The 21,888-nt window shown below is 37.8% G+C and carries 19 protein-coding genes, 1 other RNA gene and 1 pseudogene; 2 read left to right on the top strand and 19 right to left on the bottom strand.

The window, feature by feature from the left end; translation table 11 throughout:
* Window positions 1–72: 72 nt before the first annotated feature.
* From ACAM22_RS01755 to ACAM22_RS01720, 8 genes are all read right to left on the bottom strand, one after another.
* Window positions 73–1,014 (bottom strand): N-acetylmuramoyl-L-alanine amidase family protein, encoded by a 942-nt coding sequence (locus tag ACAM22_RS01755; protein WP_369606845.1) that lies wholly within the window; start codon window positions 1,012–1,014, stop codon window positions 73–75.
* A gap of 99 nt (window positions 1,015–1,113) precedes the next feature.
* The gene (locus ACAM22_RS01750) at window positions 1,114–1,803 is read right to left on the bottom strand and encodes a response regulator transcription factor (protein ID WP_261030145.1); all 690 of its coding nucleotides are present in this window, start codon (window positions 1,801–1,803) and stop codon (window positions 1,114–1,116) included.
* Between the two features lie 11 nt (window positions 1,804–1,814).
* Entirely contained in the window at window positions 1,815–3,239 is a 1,425-nt protein-coding gene (gene gndA / locus ACAM22_RS01745; RefSeq protein ID WP_000158778.1) for an NADP-dependent phosphogluconate dehydrogenase, read from the bottom strand.
* Between the two features lie 75 nt (window positions 3,240–3,314).
* A complete protein-coding gene (locus ACAM22_RS01740; RefSeq protein WP_261051176.1) occupies window positions 3,315–4,718 on the bottom strand; it encodes a cell division site-positioning protein MapZ family protein in 1,404 nt (467 codons plus the stop codon).
* Window positions 4,719–4,731: 13 nt separating this feature from the next.
* Window positions 4,732–5,889 carry a class I SAM-dependent RNA methyltransferase gene (locus ACAM22_RS01735; protein WP_369606844.1) on the bottom strand — a complete coding sequence of 386 codons (1,158 nt, stop codon included), beginning with the start codon at window positions 5,887–5,889 and terminating at the stop codon, window positions 4,732–4,734.
* Window positions 5,890–5,973: 84 nt separating this feature from the next.
* An RNA gene (gene rnpB / locus ACAM22_RS01730) (RNase P RNA component class B) lies at window positions 5,974–6,354 on the bottom strand.
* Between the two features lie 20 nt (window positions 6,355–6,374).
* A complete protein-coding gene (gene gpsB, locus ACAM22_RS01725; RefSeq protein WP_023945225.1) occupies window positions 6,375–6,704 on the bottom strand; it encodes a cell division regulator GpsB in 330 nt (109 codons plus the stop codon).
* Window positions 6,705–6,773: 69 nt separating this feature from the next.
* Complete coding sequence (locus tag ACAM22_RS01720) at window positions 6,774–7,301, bottom strand: DUF1273 domain-containing protein (RefSeq protein ID WP_153193548.1); 528 nt, start codon at window positions 7,299–7,301, stop codon at window positions 6,774–6,776.
* 66 nt (window positions 7,302–7,367) lie between these two features.
* On the opposite strand from ACAM22_RS01720, the gene recU reads away from it, so the two are divergent.
* Window positions 7,368–7,967, top strand: a complete 600-nt coding sequence (gene recU, locus ACAM22_RS01715) for a Holliday junction resolvase RecU (RefSeq protein WP_153193550.1) — start codon at window positions 7,368–7,370, stop codon at window positions 7,965–7,967.
* Window positions 7,960–10,125, top strand: coding sequence for a penicillin-binding protein PBP1A (pbp1a, locus tag ACAM22_RS01710; RefSeq protein WP_369606843.1), 2,166 nt, complete (start codon window positions 7,960–7,962; stop codon window positions 10,123–10,125). The genes recU and pbp1a overlap by 8 nt, the downstream gene beginning before the upstream one ends.
* A gap of 204 nt (window positions 10,126–10,329) precedes the next feature.
* Here pbp1a and ACAM22_RS01705 read toward each other — a convergent pair whose 3' ends face one another.
* From ACAM22_RS01705 to ACAM22_RS01655, 11 genes and pseudogenes are all read right to left on the bottom strand, one after another.
* A complete protein-coding gene (locus ACAM22_RS01705; RefSeq protein ID WP_060805239.1) occupies window positions 10,330–12,309 on the bottom strand; it encodes a peptide ABC transporter substrate-binding protein in 1,980 nt (659 codons plus the stop codon).
* A 200-nt stretch (window positions 12,310–12,509) separates the two neighbouring features.
* A complete protein-coding gene (glf, locus tag ACAM22_RS01700; protein WP_060805240.1) occupies window positions 12,510–13,613 on the bottom strand; it encodes a UDP-galactopyranose mutase in 1,104 nt (367 codons plus the stop codon).
* Window positions 13,614–13,676: 63 nt separating this feature from the next.
* Complete coding sequence (gene rfbD / locus ACAM22_RS01695) at window positions 13,677–14,528, bottom strand: dTDP-4-dehydrorhamnose reductase (RefSeq protein ID WP_033680692.1); 852 nt, start codon at window positions 14,526–14,528, stop codon at window positions 13,677–13,679.
* 80 nt (window positions 14,529–14,608) lie between these two features.
* Window positions 14,609–14,815, bottom strand: a pseudogene (locus tag ACAM22_RS01690) (dTDP-glucose 4,6-dehydratase); the annotation flags it as partial.
* A 48-nt stretch (window positions 14,816–14,863) separates the two neighbouring features.
* Entirely contained in the window at window positions 14,864–16,438 is a 1,575-nt protein-coding gene (locus tag ACAM22_RS01685; protein ID WP_101781619.1) for a hypothetical protein, read from the bottom strand.
* A gap of 71 nt (window positions 16,439–16,509) precedes the next feature.
* The gene (rfbB, locus tag ACAM22_RS01680) at window positions 16,510–17,559 is read right to left on the bottom strand and encodes a dTDP-glucose 4,6-dehydratase (protein ID WP_033680695.1); all 1,050 of its coding nucleotides are present in this window, start codon (window positions 17,557–17,559) and stop codon (window positions 16,510–16,512) included.
* Window positions 17,560–17,571: 12 nt separating this feature from the next.
* The gene (locus tag ACAM22_RS01675; protein WP_033680696.1) at window positions 17,572–18,165 is read right to left on the bottom strand and encodes a dTDP-4-dehydrorhamnose 3,5-epimerase family protein; all 594 of its coding nucleotides are present in this window, start codon (window positions 18,163–18,165) and stop codon (window positions 17,572–17,574) included.
* On the bottom strand, window positions 18,166–19,035 hold the full coding sequence (rfbA, locus tag ACAM22_RS01670; RefSeq protein WP_101781621.1) for a glucose-1-phosphate thymidylyltransferase RfbA: 870 nt from the start codon (window positions 19,033–19,035) through the stop codon (window positions 18,166–18,168).
* A 156-nt stretch (window positions 19,036–19,191) separates the two neighbouring features.
* A complete protein-coding gene (gene tagD, locus ACAM22_RS01665) occupies window positions 19,192–19,584 on the bottom strand; it encodes a glycerol-3-phosphate cytidylyltransferase (protein ID WP_060956150.1) in 393 nt (130 codons plus the stop codon).
* Between the two features lie 27 nt (window positions 19,585–19,611).
* Entirely contained in the window at window positions 19,612–20,424 is an 813-nt protein-coding gene (locus ACAM22_RS01660) for a phosphorylcholine transferase LicD (protein WP_060956151.1), read from the bottom strand.
* Window positions 20,425–20,433: 9 nt separating this feature from the next.
* Window positions 20,434–21,873 carry a lipopolysaccharide biosynthesis protein gene (locus ACAM22_RS01655; RefSeq protein ID WP_083501010.1) on the bottom strand — a complete coding sequence of 480 codons (1,440 nt, stop codon included), beginning with the start codon at window positions 21,871–21,873 and terminating at the stop codon, window positions 20,434–20,436.
* Between the last annotated feature and the right edge of the window lie 15 nt (window positions 21,874–21,888).

The raw sequence follows: 21,888 nt of genomic DNA, 5'->3' as shown, positions 1-21,888 counted from the left end.
GATTCTTTCCTATCTATTTTATTATATTTTCATAAAAAAAGCGATTGTTTCCATTCACAATCGCTTTTTTAATTATTGAACCCATTCGCCATTATAGTTGACAGAATAGCCATCTACAGTGGTATTCACTGCCAAGGCACCTGAGCTATAAGCATAGTACCATTTACTACCGACCTGGAACCAGCCAGTTGCCATAGCTCCTGATGAACGGAGATAGTACCACTTGTTACCGAGGTATTGCCAGCCAATTTTCATATCACCATTTGACTGGTCTAAATAATACCAAGTTGAGCCTTCCTGATACCAACCCGTCGCCATGGCTCCTGATGAACGAAGGTAGTACCACTTATTGCCAAGTTGTTTCCAACCAGTTTGCATTGCAGCACTTGTTGTATCGAGATAGTACCAAGTTGAGTTATCATGGATCCAGCCACGCACTAGCTCCCCAACCGTTAAACTGTCGATACGAGCATCGAAGCCACTATCCTTCTGTAAATAATACCAATGCCCCTCGTCATAAATCCAACCAGTTTTTAAAGTGTGATAGCTACGCTGATCTTCAAAATAATAAACACGTTTTTCGTCTGGGGTATCATATTGTTCCCCATGATGTTTGTTGGTGTTTGTAGCAGTTTTTGCTTCTAAAACTTGCTTGCTAACAAATTCTTGTAGTACCCCATCTTGATTAAAGTAATACCATCTTGGCATTGGCATAGATTCTAATCTCAAACCATTTGGGTAAGGAGCAATTGTACTACCTTTAGATGGAAACGGGATATATTGCCAGCCGACAACCATTTCTCCTGATACATGATCAAAATAATAGGTCTTGCCATCAATCACTCGCCAGGCCTTTTCTTTGATCTCACCCTTCTTGTAGTAGGTTCTACCATTTTCTTGGACAAATTGCCAACCTTCTGAATCAGCATCATCCGCCAATACTGCACTTGTCGCTAGCAAACCGAAGAAAAAGACTGCTAATGCAATTTGCATCAATTTTTTTATTATTTTCATTAGACCTATCCTCCATAACTGATTGTAGCAAATACAAAATCGCATGTCAACATTTAAAGAACTCATATAAAAAGCAGTTACATAACTGCAACTGCTTTTCTATTCTTGCATGGTGTAACCAACACCACGCACTGTTTTAATGTAGCTTTTTTGACCTTTTACATCAAGCTTGCTACGTAGATAACGGATGTAGACATCCACGATATTTGTTTCGGTCGCACTTTCATACTTCCAGACACTTTCCAACAACTGCTCACGAGTCAGAACTTTCTTGCTTCCCATCAGAGTAGCCAAGAGGTCATACTCGCGACGGGTCAGAGCAATCATCTCTTCGCCACGATAAACGGTATGATGTTCTACATCCATACGCAGATTGCGGTAAGACGTTGGAACCTTCATCTGACTGCAGTGTTGATCGATAAAGTCCCGACCTCGGAAAATCGCTGAAATACGAGCCACCAAATTGTCAATAATAACCGGCTTATAGATGTAAGAAACGGCAAAGTGTTGGATTGTTTCAATCTGATCTTGCAATTCTTCGCGATGGTCCAAGACCATAATGACTGAGGCAGGCTTAGTCCTACTCAGCTTCTCTGCAAAATCCTGGGCTGTCATATCCCCCAGACGAGCATTCAATAAAATCAAGTCATAGTCTGTCTGAAGAGCCGTGGAGAGGGCTTTTTGCCCCTCCTCAACCTGATCAACTCGGTATTGCTCTTTTTGGAGTTCCAAACTTAAAAAATGAGCTAGATTTCGTTCTTTCTCAAGTAATAAAATCCGTTTCCCCATGGCAGACCTACTTATTTTTCGTCATACCAAGAGTAGTGGAATGTTCCTTCTTTGTCTTTACGTTGGTAAGTGTGGGCACCAAAGTAGTCACGTTGCGCTTGGATCAAGTTAGCCGGAAGGTCAGCTGAACGGTAGCTATCAAAGTAAGTAATAGCTGCTGAGAAAGTTGGCACTGGCACACCAGCTTGAACAGCAAGAGCTACGATATCACGCACTGCTTGTTGGTACTTAGCAGTAACATCCAAGAAGTATTCATCCAAAAGAAGGTTAGCAAGGTCTGCATCACGGTTGTAAGCGTCTGTAATTTTTTGCAAGAAACGAGAACGGATGATACAGCCATCACGCCAGATAGATGCGATATCTGCAAATGGCAAGTTCCAGTTATTTTCTTTAGAAGCTACACGCAATTGAGCAAAACCTTGTGCGTATGAAATAATTTTTGAGAAGTAAAGGGCTTGACGGATTTTTTCAATCAACTCAGCCTTGTCTCCTTCAAATTTGAAAGCAGCTGGTTTTGGAAGAACCTTGCTAGCATGTACACGTTCTTCTTTGTAAGTTGAAATGTAGCGAGCAAATACTGACTCAGTGATGAGTGACAATGGCACACCAAGGTCAAGTGATGATTGACTAGTCCATTTACCAGTTCCCTTGTTACCTGCAGCATCAAGGATGTAGTCTACGATTGGTCCATCTTGGCCTTCATCATCTTTACGGCTCAAGATATCAGCTGTGATTTCGATCAAGTAGCTGTCCAATTCACCCTTGTTCCACTCAGTAAAGATTTCAGCCATATCTTCTGCTGAAAGACCTAACAAGTGTTGCATCAAGTCATAGCTTTCTGCGATCAATTGCATATCACCATACTCAATACCATTGTGAACCATTTTCACATAGTGACCAGCTCCATCAGGACCGATGTAAGTCACACATGGTTTGCCATCTTCTGGCGCTTTAGCTGAGATTTCTTCAAGAACGTCAGCAACCAATTCGTAGGCCTCTTTTTGTCCACCGGGCATGATAGAAGGACCTTCAAGGGCACCTTTTTCACCACCAGAAACCCCAGTACCGATAAAGTTGATGCCTGAGTTTGCCAATTCTTCGTTACGACGGATTGTATCTTTGTAGAAAGTGTTTCCTCCGTCAATCAAGATATCACCTTTGTCAAGGTGTGGAAGAAGGGCTTGGATAGTAGCATCTGTACCAGGTCCAGCTTGAACCATAAGCATGATACGACGAGGTTTTTCGATTGAGTTTACAAAACTTTCAACGTCATAGCTTGGTACAAAGTTCTTTTCAGGATGGCAAGCAATTACATCTTCAGTTTTTTCTTTACTACGGTTGTAGATAGCAACTGTGTAACCACGAGATTCAATATTAAGGGCAAGGTTACGACCCATTACGGCCATACCTACGACACCAAAGTTAGCTTTTGTCATTTGACACTCCTCTTATTTAATTTGTTTTATTTTATCATTTTTACTTTTGAAAAGAAAGAATTTTGTAACGACTGCTTAGTAGTCCAAGGCATCCGCATGTCCAGAACCATTTCCAACAAAGTATCCTGTCTTACAGTTAAGGGTAAAGAGATAGGTTCCATCTGGCTTATAGAGGTTGTAATAACCATTACCATTAACGATATTAACACGTTCGAGGATGTATTGGTTACCAGTGATATAACCACGTGAACGTGAAGTCGCTAGAATTTGTTCTAAGACACCATCAGCGAAATCCCAGGCAGAGTTGTTACTATCATCAATAGCAGACTGATTATAGGGAACACGACTCGCACTTCTTTGAACAGCAACCCCTGCACTTGATAGACCCATATTGACTTCACTGCGACTACTTCTAGTCTCATTTGAACTACTTGGTTTTGTCTCACTAGTCGTATTTGAACTTGCTTGACTAGAGTTTGAACTGCTAGTTTGACTTGAGCTTGAGCTCGAAGCGCTTGTTTGCTGGCTCTTACCAAGGCTGATAGCCTTATCTAGCACTTTATCAATCTCAGTATTGCCAGTTTTGATATCTGTAAATTTAGCATCCGATTTGGCTTTGGCATTGGTATCCAAAACACCATCAACAATAGCTGGTTTTTCAAATTGTGCATTGACATCTTGAATGGCCTTGATTTGCGTTGCTAGACTATCATACTTAGATTTGGCAAGCGTATGTTCACGACTACCTTCCAGCTTATCAAGCAAGGTCTTCAGTTGACTCAGCTTATCAAACTGGCTATTTTTCAAAGCCGTTTTATTGCTATCTGTATAGAAGGCATCGTATTGGCTATTGAAATCTTCTAAAATCGGCTGAATATTCTGCTCACTAGACGATGATTGAGCATTTTGGATTTCCTGTGTCGAGCGATTCACTTGACGGTAAACATAATAAGCAGTTCCAAGGATAAGAACCGCTAAGGTTACTAGAATCCCATAAATCACCCATTTCTTCTTATTTTTTTCATCTTCACTATCTGGAACTCGAGAAAGTGTGAGATCCTCTTCCGCTCCAACCAATGGTACTTCTTCAGTCTCAAATTCTTCGACAGGGGAAACTTCTGAATCGCGTGTGAATTCTAAATCATCGAACTGACTCAAGTCATCTTCTGGTACTGAGGACTCATCTTCTGTTGCCTCACGAATCTCTTGAAGCAAATCATCAAGAGTCGAGGTAACAGCTTCTTCTTTTTCGACTAACTCCTCTTTTTTGTATTGACGAGTCGCAAACTTATCCGCCTCAATTTCATCTTTATGTTGTTTCACATACTTGTCCAAAATGGAATCTTCAGGTAAGACCCCTGCTTCCACTTCTTCATTTTTACGAATGGCTTGACCAACTGTTAGCTCTTTTGCTTCATCAAAATCAAATCGCGGTTCTTGGCCTTCTTTTTTATGACGATTCCGTCTTTTCTTAGTCATGAGTATAACCTTTCTATTTTACCTCTTGGCGTTTAACACGCTGACCAAAATATTGATACAGATCCACTTTCAGGGTTCCGTTGTATAACTTACGTTTCTTATCCGCCTGACTACCATACTTGCTTTCAAATGCTTCATCACTAGTTAGGATAAACTTACTCCAAGTTTTCAGTGGTGCAAATACTTGCCCCATCTCAGCATAGAGCTTGGTAACTCCTGCATCATCTGATAAACGTTCTCCATAAGGCGGATTGGAGATAATCACGCCATTGATTTTATCAGAACGTAAATCCTGCACGCGCATCTGCTTAAAAGTAATGTCTCCTGCAACACCAGCTGCCTGAGCATTGGCCTTAGCAATTTCTACCATACGTGCATCGATATCACAGCCCATGATATCCAGTTCCAGCTCACGATCCACTTTTTTGGCCGCCTCTGTGCGCACTTCTTGAATCAAGCGATCGCTGACCCAGTTCCATTCTTCAAAAGCAAAAGAGCGACGAAGTCCTGGAGCCATCTTTCGAGCAATCATAACTGCCTCAATACAGAAAGTCCCCGAACCACAGGTCGGATCAATCAAAGGCTTGTCTGGATACCAGTTAGAAAGTTGTAAAATGGCTGCCGCCATGTTTTCCTTGATAGGGGCTCCCCCTTTTTCGGTACGATAACCACGTTTAAAGAGGCTAGACCCGGTCGTATCAATCATGATAGTTGCCACATCTTTGAGAATAGAGACCTCAATCTTAAACTCTGGGCCATTCTCCATCAGAGGAACACCTTCTGGGCGGGCATAGTGTTTCTGCAATTTCTTGACAACAGCTTTCTTAGAAATAGCCTGAACACTCGGCTCATTGTGAAGTTTAGATTTAACACATTTGGCCTTGGAAATCGGGAACCTAGCTCCGAGTGGTAAATAATTTTCCCAATCTAAAGCAAAAACTCCCTGAAACAGCTCTTCAAAAGTCTTAGCTGGGAAAGTTCCTACGATGATCTTGATACGATCTGCTGCTCGAAGCCAGAGGTTGGTTTCGATAATAGCTCTCACGTCTCCTTGAAAACGAACACGTCCATTTTCAACCTGACAATCGTAGCCCAACTCTCGCACTTCTCGTCCCACAACAGCTTCAAGACCTGCTGCCACAGTTGCAATTAAATTAAATTCTTTTTTCATGTTACAGTCTTGCAAGACCTTTCTATATGTCCACTTTAAAAAATGAGGTTGAGAAAATTTCTCAGCCCCAACCTATATGCAATTTTCTATAAGCCATGTTTTGTTCCAGAAGTGACTAGGACCACTTCCTTCGATAATCATCTGTCTACCACTAACAGCTCTAGCTGATAGCAGTCAGAATACTACGTTCGTTTCCGCGTACTCCATGCCCCGACCAAAATTTGGGTTGCTAGCTTGAGGGGTTTACCGCGTTCCACTCTCTCCGTTTCCAGAAAGACTCCGTCACTGTGGCACTTTCAAGCTTACTCTGGCCTATCCAAGGACTTAGCCATTTCAACTGCCGTAACGATTTCTCGTCCCTAGGCTTATGGTTTCGCCTAGCACAAACACTACAGGCATCACAGCCTGTGCTAGCATGGACTTTCCTCATGAGAAGCAACTCTCCTCACGCGATTATCCAAAAATTGCACATCTCAAATAACTACTTAGAAATCTGAGTTATCTAAAATTTGTTTACCAAAAACTTCTTTTTCAAGACGATTCAGGCGTTTCAAAATATCAAAATTCGTCATAGAACTTGTAGTTGCCGCTTCAAGGGGTTCTGCTTGAACTGGTGAAGGTTTCGGTTTACGAGCTAATTCTTCCTTCAAATCCGCAATTTCCTGACGAAGTGACTTGACCAAGGCAGCATAGGTTTCATAGTCCTTAATGACATCGTCTAAAAACTCATCAACTTCTACCTTGCTATATCCACGGACTTCACGCCCAAACTCTTGTTCAAAAATATCTTTCGCTGAAAAAATAATACTTGCCATGTCTCTCTCCATTCTCGCTTGCTAGTATTATTATATAAAAAAAGCCAAACAAAAATCAAGGTCAAAGCTTCAATTTTCGGAAAAATTTTCAGCAAGTTCATTTAGCTGATCAAATGTTAATCTCTTTATAAAATAGTCCTCTTGATTTTTCATCTTTTGGTAAAAATAAGCTAGTTTCGTTTCATTTTCCTCATCATAAAAAAGATAAGAACTATTCGTATTTTCCAGTAAAAACTGCTGGTAATCTCTTAACTGACCTTTGTGTTCATAGCGAGGATAGGCATATTTGACAAAGTCTACTTGCTTAAAACGACTCAGTTTCATCTGATTGCCTTCATTCCAATTTTCCCCATGGGTTTCAAAAGCAAAAATGGTGGCCAACTGGAAACCGTACTCTGTCTTCATTTCCTGAGCAACCTCTAAAACCCAATATTCAAAGCCCAAAGTCCCTGTAAATACAAGCCAAGTCACCCCATCTGCTGCCATAGCTTCTAAATCTTTACGTATCGCTTTTTTAATCAATTTAAGACGAGGATCCTTGTCAGAAAACAAACCCAAATCAAAAGCAGAATAGCCTAAAACCAAAGCTGTAGTCATTTTTAACCCTTCCTGTGCAAATTTATGATATAATAGAGTGATGTTATTGTACCAATAAGGAGAATTATGGTCAACTATCCTCATAAAATTTCATCACAAAAAAGACAAACATCTCTTTCTCAACCCAAAAATTTCGCAAATCGAGGAATGTCTTTTGAAAAGATGATCAATGCTACCAACGACTACTATTTGTCTCAGGGATTGGCAGTTATACACAAGAAACCAACTCCTATTCAAATCGTACGAGTGGACTATCCACAACGAAGTCGTGCCAAGATTGTTGAAGCCTATTTTCGACAAGCTTCAACGACAGACTATTCTGGCGTTTATAATGGATATTACATCGACTTTGAAGCTAAGGAAACAAAACAAAAACGTGCGATTCCGATGAAAAATTTCCATCCACATCAGATTCAGCATATGGAACAAGTCCTTGCCCAACAAGGAATCTGCTTTGTCCTTCTTCACTTTTCTTCTCAGCAAGAAACCTACTTATTGCCGGCATTCGATTTGATTCGCTTCTATCATCAAGATAAGGGACAAAAATCAATGCCACTTGGATACATACGAGAATACGGTTACCAGATAAAACTAGGGGCATTTCCACAAATTCCCTATCTCGATGTTATCAAAGAACATTTACTAGGTGGTAAACAAGATGAATAAATACATTCTTATGCGAATAGTAAAGTATACTGGAATCTTTTTCCTAACTCTCTTTATCGCATTATTTCTATTGGGCGGGGGTGTTTTCCTCTATTTTGTGAGCAAAGCTCCAGCCCTATCAGATAGTAAATTAGTTGCAACAACTTCTAGCAAGATTTATGACAATAATAACGAACTCATTGCCGATCTGGGCTCTGAACGCCGAGTAAACGCTCAAGCTAACGAAATTCCTACTGATTTAGTCAAAGCTATCGTGTCTATCGAAGACCATCGCTTCTTTGACCACAGGGGAATCGATACGATTCGGATTATGGGAGCCTTCTTACGTAACTTACAAAGTAATTCTTTACAGGGGGGATCAACCCTAACCCAACAGTTGATTAAGTTGACCTATTTCTCAACATCAACTTCGGATCAAAACATCTCCCGAAAAGCACAAGAGGCTTGGCTAGCTATCCAATTGGAACAAAAAGCTACCAAACAGGAAATTCTTACCTACTACATCAATAAGGTCTATATGTCAAATGGTAATTATGGAATGCAGACAGCAGCCCAAAATTACTATGGAAAAGATCTAAAGGATTTATCTTTACCTCAATTAGCTTTGCTAGCAGGTATGCCTCAGGCCCCCAACCAATACGATCCTTACTCTCATCCGGAAGCAGCACTAGACCGTCGTAATTTAGTTCTTTCAGAAATGAGAGGGCAAGATTACATTAGTGCTGAGCAATATGAAAAAGCCGTCAACACACCTATCACTGATGGTTTACAAAGTCTTAAGTCGGCTGCTACTTATCCAGCATATATGGATAACTATCTAAAAGAGGTTATTGAACAAGTAGAGCACGAAACTGGATATAATCTTCTTACTACTGGGATGGAAGTCTACACAAATGTAGACAAGGGAATTCAACAACGACTTTGGGATATTTACAATACAGATGAGTATGTCTCTTATCCAGATAATGACCTTCAAGTAGCCTCAACTATCGTTGATACTTCCAATGGTAAAGTCATCGCTCAACTTGGAGCACGTCACCAAGCAAGTAACGTTTCATTTGGTACCAACCAAGCTGTGGAAACCAACCGTGACTGGGGATCAACCATGAAACCAATCACTGATTATGCCCCAGCCTTAGAATACGGTGTATACGATTCAACTGCAACTACTGTCCACGATATTCCTTATAACTATCCTGGAACAAGTACCCCTGTCTACAACTGGGATCGAGCATATTTTGGTAACATTAGCCTGCAATATGCCCTTCAACAATCTCGTAACGTGCCTGCCGTTGAGACACTAAACAAGGTTGGTTTAGACAGAGCCAAAAACTTCCTAAATGGTTTAGGAATCGACTACCCTGTAATACACTATTCAAATGCTATTTCAAGTAATACAACTGAATCTAGTAAACAATACGGGGCAAGCAGTGAAAAAATGGCTGCGGCTTACGCTGCATTCGCTAATGGCGGTATCTACCATAAACCAATGTACATCAATAAGATTGTCTTTAGTGATGGTAGTGAAAAAGAATTTTCTGACGCTGGTACAAGAGCTATGAAAGAGTCTACTGCCTACATGATGACAGAAATGATGAAAACAGTCTTGACATCTGGAACAGGTTACAACGCCTATCTGCCTGGAATTCCTCAAGCAGGTAAAACAGGTACTTCTAACTATACAGATGAAGAAATTGAAAATCATATCAAGTCAAATCAACTTGTAGCTCCGGATGAACTGTTTGTCGGTTATACTCGTAAATATTCAATGGCCGTTTGGACAGGTTATAGCAACCGTCTCACTCCTATTCTAGGCGACGGTCTCACAGTTGCTGCTAGAGTCTATCGTGCTATGATGAGCTACCTTGCTCAAAATAACCATCCTGGAGACTGGACAATGCCTGAAGGACTATACCGAAGCGGCCAGTTCGTATTCCAAAATGGAGCCAGAAATACATTAAATACTCCTGACACACAACAAACACAATCAGAAGTAGAGAATCCCTCTACCACAAATGAAAATACAAGTACACAAGTAACACCTACTCCTGGTCAACAATCAAATAATCCTGTTCCAACGAATCCAAATCAGGGACAGCCTGGCCAACAAATCCAACAACAACCACAGGCCCCTCAATTTCAACAACCACAACAGTAAATACGAAAAATCCTGAGAGTTAGAAATTCTCAGGATTTTTTTACTACAAGATAGCTAATACTCAACGAAAATCAAAGAGCAAACTAGGAAACTAGCCGCAGGTTGCTCAAAACAGTGTTTTGAGGTTGCAGATGGAAGCTGATGTGGTTTGAAGAGATTTTCGAAGAGTATAAAAGAGTCGGCTACAAACCAACTCCCTTACCTTTATTTTACATGTTTTGCAAGGTCTTCTTGCGCTTTTTTATTGGATTCTTCTTTTTCTTTCATCCATTTATCTTGAGCTTTTTGGTATTCATCTACAGTGACTGCCTTATCTTGAAGTTCCAAGTATTTGTATAGGAGTGGATCACTTGTCCCCTTGTTACCAGAGAAGGCAAACGGCATCGTAAATGGTACCATCTTAGACAAGATTGGGCGACCAGTAAGTGTTGTTGTTGGGATAATCAAGGCACTATCTGTCAACCAAGCTTGGGCTGTAGCATATTTATCATATCGTTTTACTACATCTGTTGTCTCATTTCCAGCTTCAGTTACTAATTTCTCATAGTCGTTTAGACCTACAGTTTTAGCTGCAGCATTATCTGTACCAGAATCGAAGCCAAGGTAGGTTTTAGTGTTTTCACCAACTGATGGTTTGATAATATCGAGATAAGTTGATGGATCCGCAAAGTCTGGAGACCAACCAACATTATCTGAAATATCCCAATCTTCCCCAGCTGCTGTTTCAGCAAAGTAGGTAATATTCAAGACTTCATCTTTTTGTAGTTGTTGAATATCAATTACGACATTATCTGTACCCAAGGTTTCTTCAACCGATTGTTTGAAAGATTGAACACGTTGAACTTTTGTAGTTGCTGTCTGGTCAACTGGCATATCCAAATGAATTGGGAAGGTCACGCCTTCTGCCTGTAAAGCTGACTTAGCCTTGGCAAATTCGGCCTTGGCTTTTTCTGGATTGTAGAGACCATCTTGTGCATCAGCCAGATTAACATCCTTCCATTCTTCCCCATAGGTTACTAATTTTTCTTTGACCATATCGCCAAAGTTTTTCCCATCTGCTTGAACAAATGTTGGTGGCACAAAGAGATTACGCAAGATTTTGCTTGCACCACTGGCACCGTTCACTTGTGAAGCATATGCTGTACGATCAAAACCAAAGGCAATAGCCTGACGGAAATCCTTGTTTAAGAGAGCCTTTTTAGTAGATGTCTTTTGTTCGTCGCTAGTCTTAGAAGTATATTTATAGGACTGACGATCAATATTTGTTCCCACTAGATACGTAGTCGAGTCTTGTTGAGTATAGACAATATTGTCTTTCATACTCTTCTCAAGCTCTGCGAAACTTGCACTTGTTGGATAGAGACGAGCCGCTGTAAAGCTTCCATCCTTAAAGTTTTCTGCTGGTTTGCTGGTATCTTGCCCATCCCAGAATGACAATTTAATCTTATCAACATGAACATTGTCCTTATCCCAGTAGTTAGGATTTTTCGCAAATTCAACGGAAGATTTAGCCACAAGAGATTTTAACAAATAAGGACCATTATACAAGATACTGCTTGGATCCGTAGCTTTGGCAAAATCATCCCCTTTTGAATTCAAAAACTCTTCATTGACTGGCGCAAGTACACCCATAGTTGTTTTAGAATTCCAAAAAGTTTCAGGTTTGTTCAAGGTGTATTGGACTGTTTGATCGTCAAGGGCTTTAATCCCGACTTGAGCAAAGTCTGTGGTCTCACCTTTTGCATAGGCATCTAGACCTTTGATTGAATCTTGTACCAAGTAAAGGGCTTGCGATTTCTTATCTGTTGCATATTTAAGACCTGTCACAAAGTCCTGAGCCTTAACAGGAGCATATTCTTCACCTTCAGATGTGTACCACTTGGCATCCTGACGAATCTTATAAGTGTAGGTCAAACCATCTTTAGAAACTGACCAGTCCTCTGCCATAGAGGGAACAAGATTCCCATAACGGTCATTTTCAAGCAATCCATCAATCACATTACTAGTAATGTTTGAAGTAGCCGCCTTACTTGTTGTTAAGTAGTTGAGATTATCTGGGTCTGTCTCGTAGGTAAATGCAAAAGTCTGCTCACCTTTAGTAGCTGAACCACCAGAACAAGCCGCTAAGACACCAGCTGCTAATAAAGTGACTCCCGCAAGAGCCAATACTTTTCTTGTTTTCATAGTCTTCTCCTTTGTTTTTCTATCCATTATAGACCCTTTTTAAAGTCCTGTCAATATAATTTTCTGAATTTTAGAAAATTATTTTTTAAACAAAAACTTTGCAAAAATATGAATATTATCAAAAATCCCTCAACTACATCACATAGTCAAGGAATTTTTAATACTTTTATAAATGAGAACTGGTGATCAATTTTACTTATTTAATCTAACTCATTTCTTACACACTGTAAAGCTGCTCCAATTACTTGGTGCATATCGTAATAACGATAGTGTCCTAAACGACCACCAAAGATAACATTCCCTTGCTCATCAGCCAATTTTTTATACGATTTATACAAATGATTATTACGATCATTATTAACTGGATAATAAGGCTCATCACCTTTTTCCCATGTTTTGGAATGTTCTTTAGTAATGATAGTCTTTGCTTGACTCCCAAACTCAAAATGTTTGTGTTCAATAATGCGAGTATATGGGGTATCAGCATCAGTATAGTTGACAACTGCATTTCCTTGGTAATTTTCCATATCCAGGGTCTCATTTTCAAAACGAAGACTACGATACTCTAGTTCACCCAACTTATAATCGAAGAATTCATCAATCATACCGGTAAAGACAATCTTAGGGAAGTCCTTCATATATTGCTCTTTATTCGCAAAGAAATCAACATTTATTTCAACATCAATATTTTCATGATCCAACATTTTTTCAACTATTTGAGTGTAGCCACCTATTGGAATCCCTTGATAGGTATCGTTAAAATAGTTGTTATCATAGGTCAAACGTACGGGCAAACGGCGAATGATAAAAGCTGGAAGTTCCGTAGTTGGCTTGCCCCACTGTTTCTCTGTATAGTCCTTAATCAATTTTTCATAGATGTCTGTACCTACTAGAGATATAGCCTGTTCTTCCAGATTTTCAGGAGTTTTGCCATTTAAAACAGCACGTTGCTCCTCAATCTTAGCTTGCGCTTCTGCTGGCGTTACAACTCCCCAAAGTTTATTAAAGGTATTCATATTGAAAGGAAGGTTATAAATCTCTCCCTTATAATTTGCAACTGGGGAGTTTGTGTAACGGTTAAACTCTGCAAACTGATTTACATAATCCCAGATTTCCTTATCCGAAGTATGGAATATATGAGCACCATACTGATGAACTTGAATTCCTTCCTCTTCACGAGTATAGATATTACCCGCGATATGATTTCGTTTCTCAATGACTTTTACTTTTTTTCCTTTTAAGGCTGCTTCATGGGCAAAAACTGCACCAAAAAGACCAGCACCAACAACAAGATAATCGTACATCTTAAGTTCCTTTGGAGTTTATTATCTGCCTCTTTTATTAGACTAGAAAAATCATTCTATTGCTTATCTTACTTCTTGTTTGTAAAATTCTTTCAAGGCATCTTGCCAGGTTGGAATGACAAATCCAGTAGCTTTAGCTTTAGAAAGGCTCATTGTTGAGTTTAGCGGACGTTTAGCTTTTGCTGGAAATTGGCTTGAATCTACTGGCTTGATTTCCACATCTGTATCTTTCAAAATTTCAACTGCAAAATCATACCAAGTTGTGTCTTCTGTAGCATCGTTTGACAAATGATAATAACCAAATTCCTTGCGGTTTTCAGCCAGGTAGGTCATGAACTCAGCCAAGGTACGAGTCCAAGTCGGACGACCGTGCTGGTCATTTACAACTGTTAAAGTCTTATGATTTTTCGCAAGATTTTGCATGGTAAAAACGAAATTTTTGCCATAATTTCCAAATACCCAGGCAGTACGGATAATATAGAAATTAGACACATGCTTCTCAACTAACTCTTCTCCCATACGCTTAGTGCGTCCATATTCTGTCTGTGGATCTGGTCGGTCATCAACTTCCCACTCTTGTCCAACTGGTTTTCTACCATCAAAGACATAGTCGGTAGAAATATAAACTAGAGTTGCACCATGCTTTTCAGATGCTTTTGCGACATTCTCTGTCCCCGTCACATTGATGGCGAAGTCCAATTCTTTCCCTTCATCCTCTGCTGCATCAACAGCGGTGTAGGCTGCACAATGGTAGACTAAAGTCGGTTTCACCTCTTCAAAAACTTTCTCAACCATCTCTGCATTGGTAATGTCCATCTCATCCACATCTACTGCTACGTATTCTTCATTACGCTCATCCAATAAATAACGAAGTTCAGTTCCTAACTGACCTTTTGATCCTGTAATTAAAATCATCTCTATACCTTTCTAATTTGTAACTCTTCTCAATATAGCAATAAAAAGTAGCTATTTCCAGCTTTTTATAATTTAATAATCTACTGATTCTTAGCATAATTGGCTTCAACAGCTTCTTTCCCTACTTTCCACCATTCTTGCTTATCTGTATACCACTTGATTATTTCCTTTAGCCCAGCTTCAAAGTTGGTAAATTCAGGTTTCCACACCAACTCATCACGGAGCTTGCTTGCGTCAATCGCATAGCGGAGTTCATGGTCTCCACGGTCAGTAACCTGATCATAGGCAGGTTCTACTATTCCCTTTATAATAAGTTATAAAATTTACTAAATTTATTATAATTCTTCTTTTAATAAATTTAACGTCAAAATTCTCAAATTATCTGAATTATTAGGATACTGTCTAATTGTTGTAAAGCCTTTATCTAATAAAAGAATAGGCCTAATAGAATAATCTTTATATTTACTTTTCACAAAATCTACTTTTTTCTGAAGTTGTTCTCTATACTTTCCATGGAGGTGAGTTATTCTATTTCTATATGACAAAAAATCTGATGGAAGCTGTAATACTTTACACTCAATAACATAGATAATTCGTTTAGCTTCACTTATTGCTAAACAATCAATTTCTCCTGTATTTTGATTTCGAAAATCATCATTCGCAATTTCTTTAGTCACTAATCCTGTTTCTGTATATATTTGCCAAGCTCCGCTGTTAGTAACACTACCAGATTGATACCCAGAATTACACAATAATTTAATAACTTCTATTTCAAATGGTTTTGAATATATAATCTGAAATAACTCCTCATCTTTTTCAGGTATTGTTCCTGTTGTATTCATTTTAAAAATAAATGATTCAATATAATTATTAAGAGAATCAAACATATTATAACATGATATAAAACAATATTTCTCATTAAATAATGGGATTAAAGGTCTTGAGACAATTTTATTTGGATTTCCTAAATAGTCAATATCTATAAAATCTCTAGTTAACATTAAATTATTTTTAAAGTTTGAATCATAAGTGTACTGAGAAGTAATTCTCTCAAATTCACTCATACTTAAGTAAAATATCCCACCATTATTTTGTTGCTGGACAAAGGAATTAGTAAACAAATTCAATCTTATTTTGAACCCCTTCCAAAAATTTGTATATCTAGTATCATCAACTCCTTTGAAATGTTCAAAAAAAGTTCCTTTAAAATAATCAATATTATTTGGTTCTGCTCCATCGAATATTTTATTTATAGAATCGATGTATTTTCCAGGATCATCAAAAAATAAATTATTATTTATTCCTGTAGACCTTTGTCCATCACCATATGTAACTTCTGGAAAGATATAGTTATTCTGTAAAAATTTTCTAGAAGTTTCGTCCAATTCTACCTCCATTTCAGATAAATAAAGAACTATTTGCAAATCATTTTTCTCACCTGAAAATAACCACTGATAGTGAACAAGTTTTGAATACTTAATCATCTTTTTTAATAAAACAAAAAAAGATCTCTCTAGTACACAAGTATTGCTTAAAAGAGTTTTGTCTCCCTCCGACCATATAATAGCAATCAGATTTTTTAATGCGATACCCTTATCTTTCAAATGTTTCCAATTATCATCAAAATAAATTTTATCTAGAGCTTTGAGAAGTATAGGTATAATGAAATTTATATTGACTCCTTTAGAAAGAAAAATAATATCTTTTTTGAGTTTGTCCATCTCTTCTAAAATATCATCTTTGCTTTTTAAAATGACATACTCAGATGAGGCATCGTTTTTTAGCTCTAACTCCTGTAGAAGATAACTCACATTACTGTACAAATTATCCATACCAATCTTTATCGCTTTTTCTATTGATTTCATCTTTGCTTTTGCCGAATTTCGAATACGTTTTTTCTTCAACTTCATATACTTTTTCCCTTTCAATCGATTAACAACTCTTCCCAATATAGCAATAAAAAGCAGTTATTTCCTGCTTTTTATAATGTAATAATCTCCTGAGTCTTAGCATAATTGGCTTCAACAGCTTCTTTCTCTGCTTGCCACCATTCTTGGTTATCCATGTACCATTTGATAGTTTCTTTGAGTCCTGCTTCAAAGTTGGTAAATTCAGGTTTCCACCCCAACTCATCACGGAGCTTGCTTGCATCAATCGCATAGCGAAGATCATGCCCTGCACGGTCAGTTACATGATCATAAGCGTCAACAGGTTGTCCCATTTCCTTAAGGATGAGTTCCAAAACTTCCTTGTTGTTCTTCTCGCCATCAGCCCCAATCAAGTAGGTTTCACCAATTTTCCCTTTTGTCAAGATTGTCCAAACACCTGAAGAATGATCATTAGTATGAATCCAGTCACGAACGTTCTTACCTTCACCGTAAAGTTTTGGCTTGATTCCACTTAGAATGTTGGTAATCTGACGTGGGATGAATTTTTCAATGTGTTGATAAGGACCGTAGTTATTTGAACAGTTGGAAATCGTTGCCTTGACACCAAATGATCGTACCCAGGCTTTGACAATCAAGTCTGAAGCAGCCTTGGTTGATGAGTACGGAGAACTTGGGTTGTATTTTGTTTCAGCAGTAAATTTCTCACCTGGTCCTTCACCATGACCTGGCAAATCCTCGCGTAGAGGGAGATCACCATAAACCTCGTCTGTAGATACATGGTGGAAACGAAGATCGTATTTACGTGCTGCTTCTAACAGAGTATAGGTTCCGATGAAATTTGTATGGATAAATGGTGATGGATCATTGAGTGAATTATCATTGTGGCTTTCCGCCGCATAATGAACGATAGCATCTGCTTGAGCAACCAACTTGTCTACCAACTCTGCATCCGCAATGTCACCAACAACTAACTCAACACGATCACCCAAAATTTCCTCAATATTAGAACGGTTCCCAGCATAAGTCAACTTGTCTAATACTGTTACGTGAACATCTGGAAAGTTCTCGTAAACATAGTGGACAAAGTTAGAACCGATAAAACCAGCTCCACCTGTCACGATAATATTTTTGTATTCAGTCATATTCTTTCCTTTTTACAAATCTTCTTTTTTCAAAGGTTTTACATCCTTAAGTAGTGGATGATTTTTATCTGCTTCTGAAACCTCTGCTTCTGCAAGATTTTCCCATTCAATGCCAAGGCTTGGATCAGCATAGTTCACAAAGGCATACTTGGGTTTGAGTTCAAGAGCCCAGTAGTCATTGACCAGATAACTATAAGAAACTGTATCTGATAGGACTTGAAAACCATTGGCCACGCCTCTAGGAACAAAAATTCCCTTGCTAGCATCAATAACTGTCTGATAGGTATTTCCGAAGGTTTCTCCTTCACGTAGATCAACCCAAGAACCCAGAACTTTCCCTCCATCTGCTACAGAGATGTACTTATCCCATGGTTCTGCATGCAAGCCACGGAGAACATTTTTGCGTGAGAAGGATACATTGTTTTGCAATTTTCCTTCTGCAAAGAAAGACTCTGGAAATCCAAGTGGCAGCATTTTTTCCTTTTGGAAATTTTCTTTAAACCAGCCACGGTTGTCTCCATGCACAGGGATATCAAACTCCAGCATACCTGGGATTGCATCAACCTTGTGTGCTGCAAGTGTCTTGCCGAAAAATTTATCTGTCATCTATGCTTCTCCTATCAAACGGAGCAGATACTGCCCGTATTCATTTTTCTTAAGTGGTTGGGCTAAGGCCAACACATCTTCGCGACTGATATAGCCCATGCGGTAAGCAATTTCTTCCAAGTTTGCTACCTGAACATTTTGCATACGTTGAACTGTTTCGATATACTGTGAAGCCTCTAGTAAACTTTCATGAGTTCCAGTATCTAGCCAAGCAAAGCCACGTCCCATAACCTCAACGGATAAATCTCCACGATCTAGGTAAGCCTTATTTACATCTGTAATTTCCAGTTCACCACGAGGACTTGGTTTAATACTCTTAGCAATTTCAACTACATCATTATCATAAAAATAGAGTCCTGTAACTGCATAGTTTGAACGAGGGTTTTCTGGCTTTTCTTCTATAGAAATAGCGTTCATATCCTTGTCAAACTCAACTACACCAAAGCGCTCTGGATCCTTCACATGGTAGCCAAAAACAGTTGCTCCTGACTCCTTACTAGCTGCCTTTTGTAGCATCTTCGAAAGGCCAGGACCATGATAGATATTGTCACCTAAGATCAGAGCAACACTATCATCGCCAATAAACTCTTCCCCAATGATAAAGGCTTGTGCCAAACCGTCTGGACTCGGTTGCTCTGCATAAGACAGTTTAATCCCAAACTCAGACCCGTCTTGAAGGAGCTCTTTAAAACGAGGCAAATCTTGAGGAGTTGAGATAATCAAAATATCCCTAATCCCAGCCAACATCAATGTTGAAAGTGGGTAGTAAATCATCGGTTTATCATAAACCGGCATCAGTTGTTTTGATGCAGCTCGAGTCAAAGGATATAAACGTGTCCCCGAACCACCTGCGAGAATAATACCTTTCATAATAGGGTACCTTTCTTTGTTATTAAATTACAATATTTTTTACTATATTGGTATTGTTCTATGATTTTTTCTCTTTTATCTCGATTTTAGCATCTCTACTTTAAGATAAGGCAGTCAATTCAAGAACAATAACAGAACAATGCTTATTTCAGAATATTACTCTGATAAATCTTTTTTTATTTTAGTTGTCGAAATTTCTTTGGTCCGCGGTAAGTAAACAACTTCGACTCCTTCTTCTTTTAGATAATCAAATTCTCCAATCCAATCATCCCCCATCACAAAAGTATCAATATGATACTCTTTGACATCACTCCGTTTTTGTTCCCAACTAGTTTCAGGAATAACAAGATCCACATATCTAATAGCTTCGACTAAACTTTTTCTATGCTCATAATTAAAGTAACAAACTTTATTTTTTTCAATTAGGTTGAATTCATCACTTGAAACAACTACCACTAGATAGTCACCTAATTCTTTTGCACGTCGCAATAAATTGATATGTCCATAATGAAGCAAATCAAACGTTCCGTATGTAATTACTCTTTTCATTATATTCTCCTTCTACAGAATACCCAATTATTTTTTGAATCTAAGTTTTATTGGTTGATGAGTGACTCTTTTTTCTATTGGTGGTAATTCCATATAATCCGAACCATAAAAATATTTTAAATAATCTTCTAATTTCGCAGGAACACTATAAGTCTTTCCTTCAAACACAGCGGATCTAGGCGGGAAATAATAGCTTGAAGGCATGATAGCTCTTTCGCTACTTTCATCATATTGACCAATAAAATCAGCTTTATTCGTTGATGAAATTAAATTATTCGCTAAGAATAGTAATCTCCTATTTGAAAAAAACAGGGTAGGAATACTCATAATATTTTCCATCAAATAACGCACGCTACTGTATTTATTTTTATAAAAACTTCTGCAACTTGAAAATTTTAAAATATGCTTTATATAATTAAAGGTAGCTTTCCTGATCTTAAAATTGAAAGAGTCCGGATTCTCTACGAAATCTAGTGGAAAAATATCAATGTAAATACCGTTATTCTCATATTCAACATCAAGAATCTTTTCAATAAAAATCGTATTATTTTTTCTTAATTTAGCAAATGGTAAAAAATAGTTCGGCTCGTTCTCTTCATTTTGAAGACTAAATATAGATTGTTCCGTTTTAGAAATTATGTCGATCAATATATTATAGTGATCTCGTGGCAACGCAATATCAACATCGTCATCCCACGGAATAAATCCACAATGGCGTTTTGCACCGAGTGCCGTACCATAGACCAAAAAATAAGTTAATTCATGTTTTTCACAAATTTCTTTTACAAAGTCTAAAATTTCGATTAATGTTTCATGTAACTGTTTATTTATTTCTGTCATGCGTGTACCTCACTGTTTTTTTATCATGACTATCGAACTCATTATCTTTCTCCTCTTTAAAAAACATCCTCCTAGGATGAGTGAGATAGCAATATAACGAATCAACACAAATGGATAAATAATCACGATTAGTAGCATTAGAATCAGAAGAAGAAACGAAAAAAAGAAAATATATCGAGAATCATAAATTTGGATACCCGAAAGATTCTGATACAATACTCTTCTCATAAAAATGTAATGTCCCAACGCAAATAAAATATAACAGAATAAAGTTGTATAGCCTGCCGCAATATAGCCAAAGTGTTTTATAAAAATAAAATTCAAAAAAATATTCATAATTGCTCCACCTATTGAAGCCCACATTACAAAATGATTTGCTTCAAAGTAAAACTCAATGTTACCAAAAATGGGATATAAGAACATGAAATAAACTGAAAGAGCAACTGGAGGAATAATCCATATTGCTTCGTAATATTGTTTTGGTGCAAATAATTGAATGATTTCTGGTCCAAGAGAAATAGTTAAAATCGAACCAATGCCTACCAGAGTAATTAAAAGATTTGCACTTTTCCCTAGTTCAGTATATTTCTTATCTCGAATACACTTATATGTGTAAGGAATAAAAGAGCTGTTTATAGCACTTGTCACTAAAACCATCAAAGTTGATATGCTGTAAGCAACACTATAAATAGCTGCTTCTCCCATTCCTACCATTGAATTAATCATTATTCTATCCGATTGGTTTAAAACTGATTGCGATAAATAATGAGGAATAAGAGGTAAATTAAAATTCAAAGCATAGAGCCAATATTTTTTACAAAAAAAATATTTACCTCGGTAAAGGTTCAAAACATAGAAATATAATCCTATACAAGATTGAACTAACACAAATGAGATAACTCTAGCCTCCGCTTTATAAGTCGATAAAACAACTGAAGAAATACCAATAATAGGGCTTCCAATCACTATAATAAATGTGATAAATACTAAGTTTCGATATTGATATTCAAATCTCTGACGCGCAGCCCAAAAAGAATAAGCAGGAGTAAAAAACAAATCAAAGAACATCACTAAGATTAGTAGCGTAGGTAAACCTAACAACGAGTTCCAAAAATCAATCCCTATTAAATATATCACTAAAAATATAGCTGTAACTGTTGTTGTTAGTCCCTGCATAGAGGAAGTAAAGGCGTTTTTATCTTTCTCGTATTTAACCATTCCATTATTAAAGACTCCATAATATAGGTTTAGTGTTGCAAAAACTCCAATTATTGAATACCATGATTGATATACAGAGTATACACCATATTGTTCCGTTGTCAATAATCTAGTAAAAACTGGAACAGTAATCATTGAAATTCCTTTTTGAAGAACATTGCAAATAGTAAACCAAATTGAAGCTTTTACAGGATTAGATAAAGAATAATACTTATTTAATATTTTTTTCATTACAGATTCCAATAA

The organism is Streptococcus sp. SN-1 (assembly GCF_041154385.1).
In the GTDB taxonomy this organism is placed as follows: Bacteria; Bacillota; Bacilli; order Lactobacillales; family Streptococcaceae; genus Streptococcus; species Streptococcus mitis_CT.
Note: the sequence above shows the minus strand (reverse complement) of the source record. Positions and strands in the feature narration are given on the sequence as shown.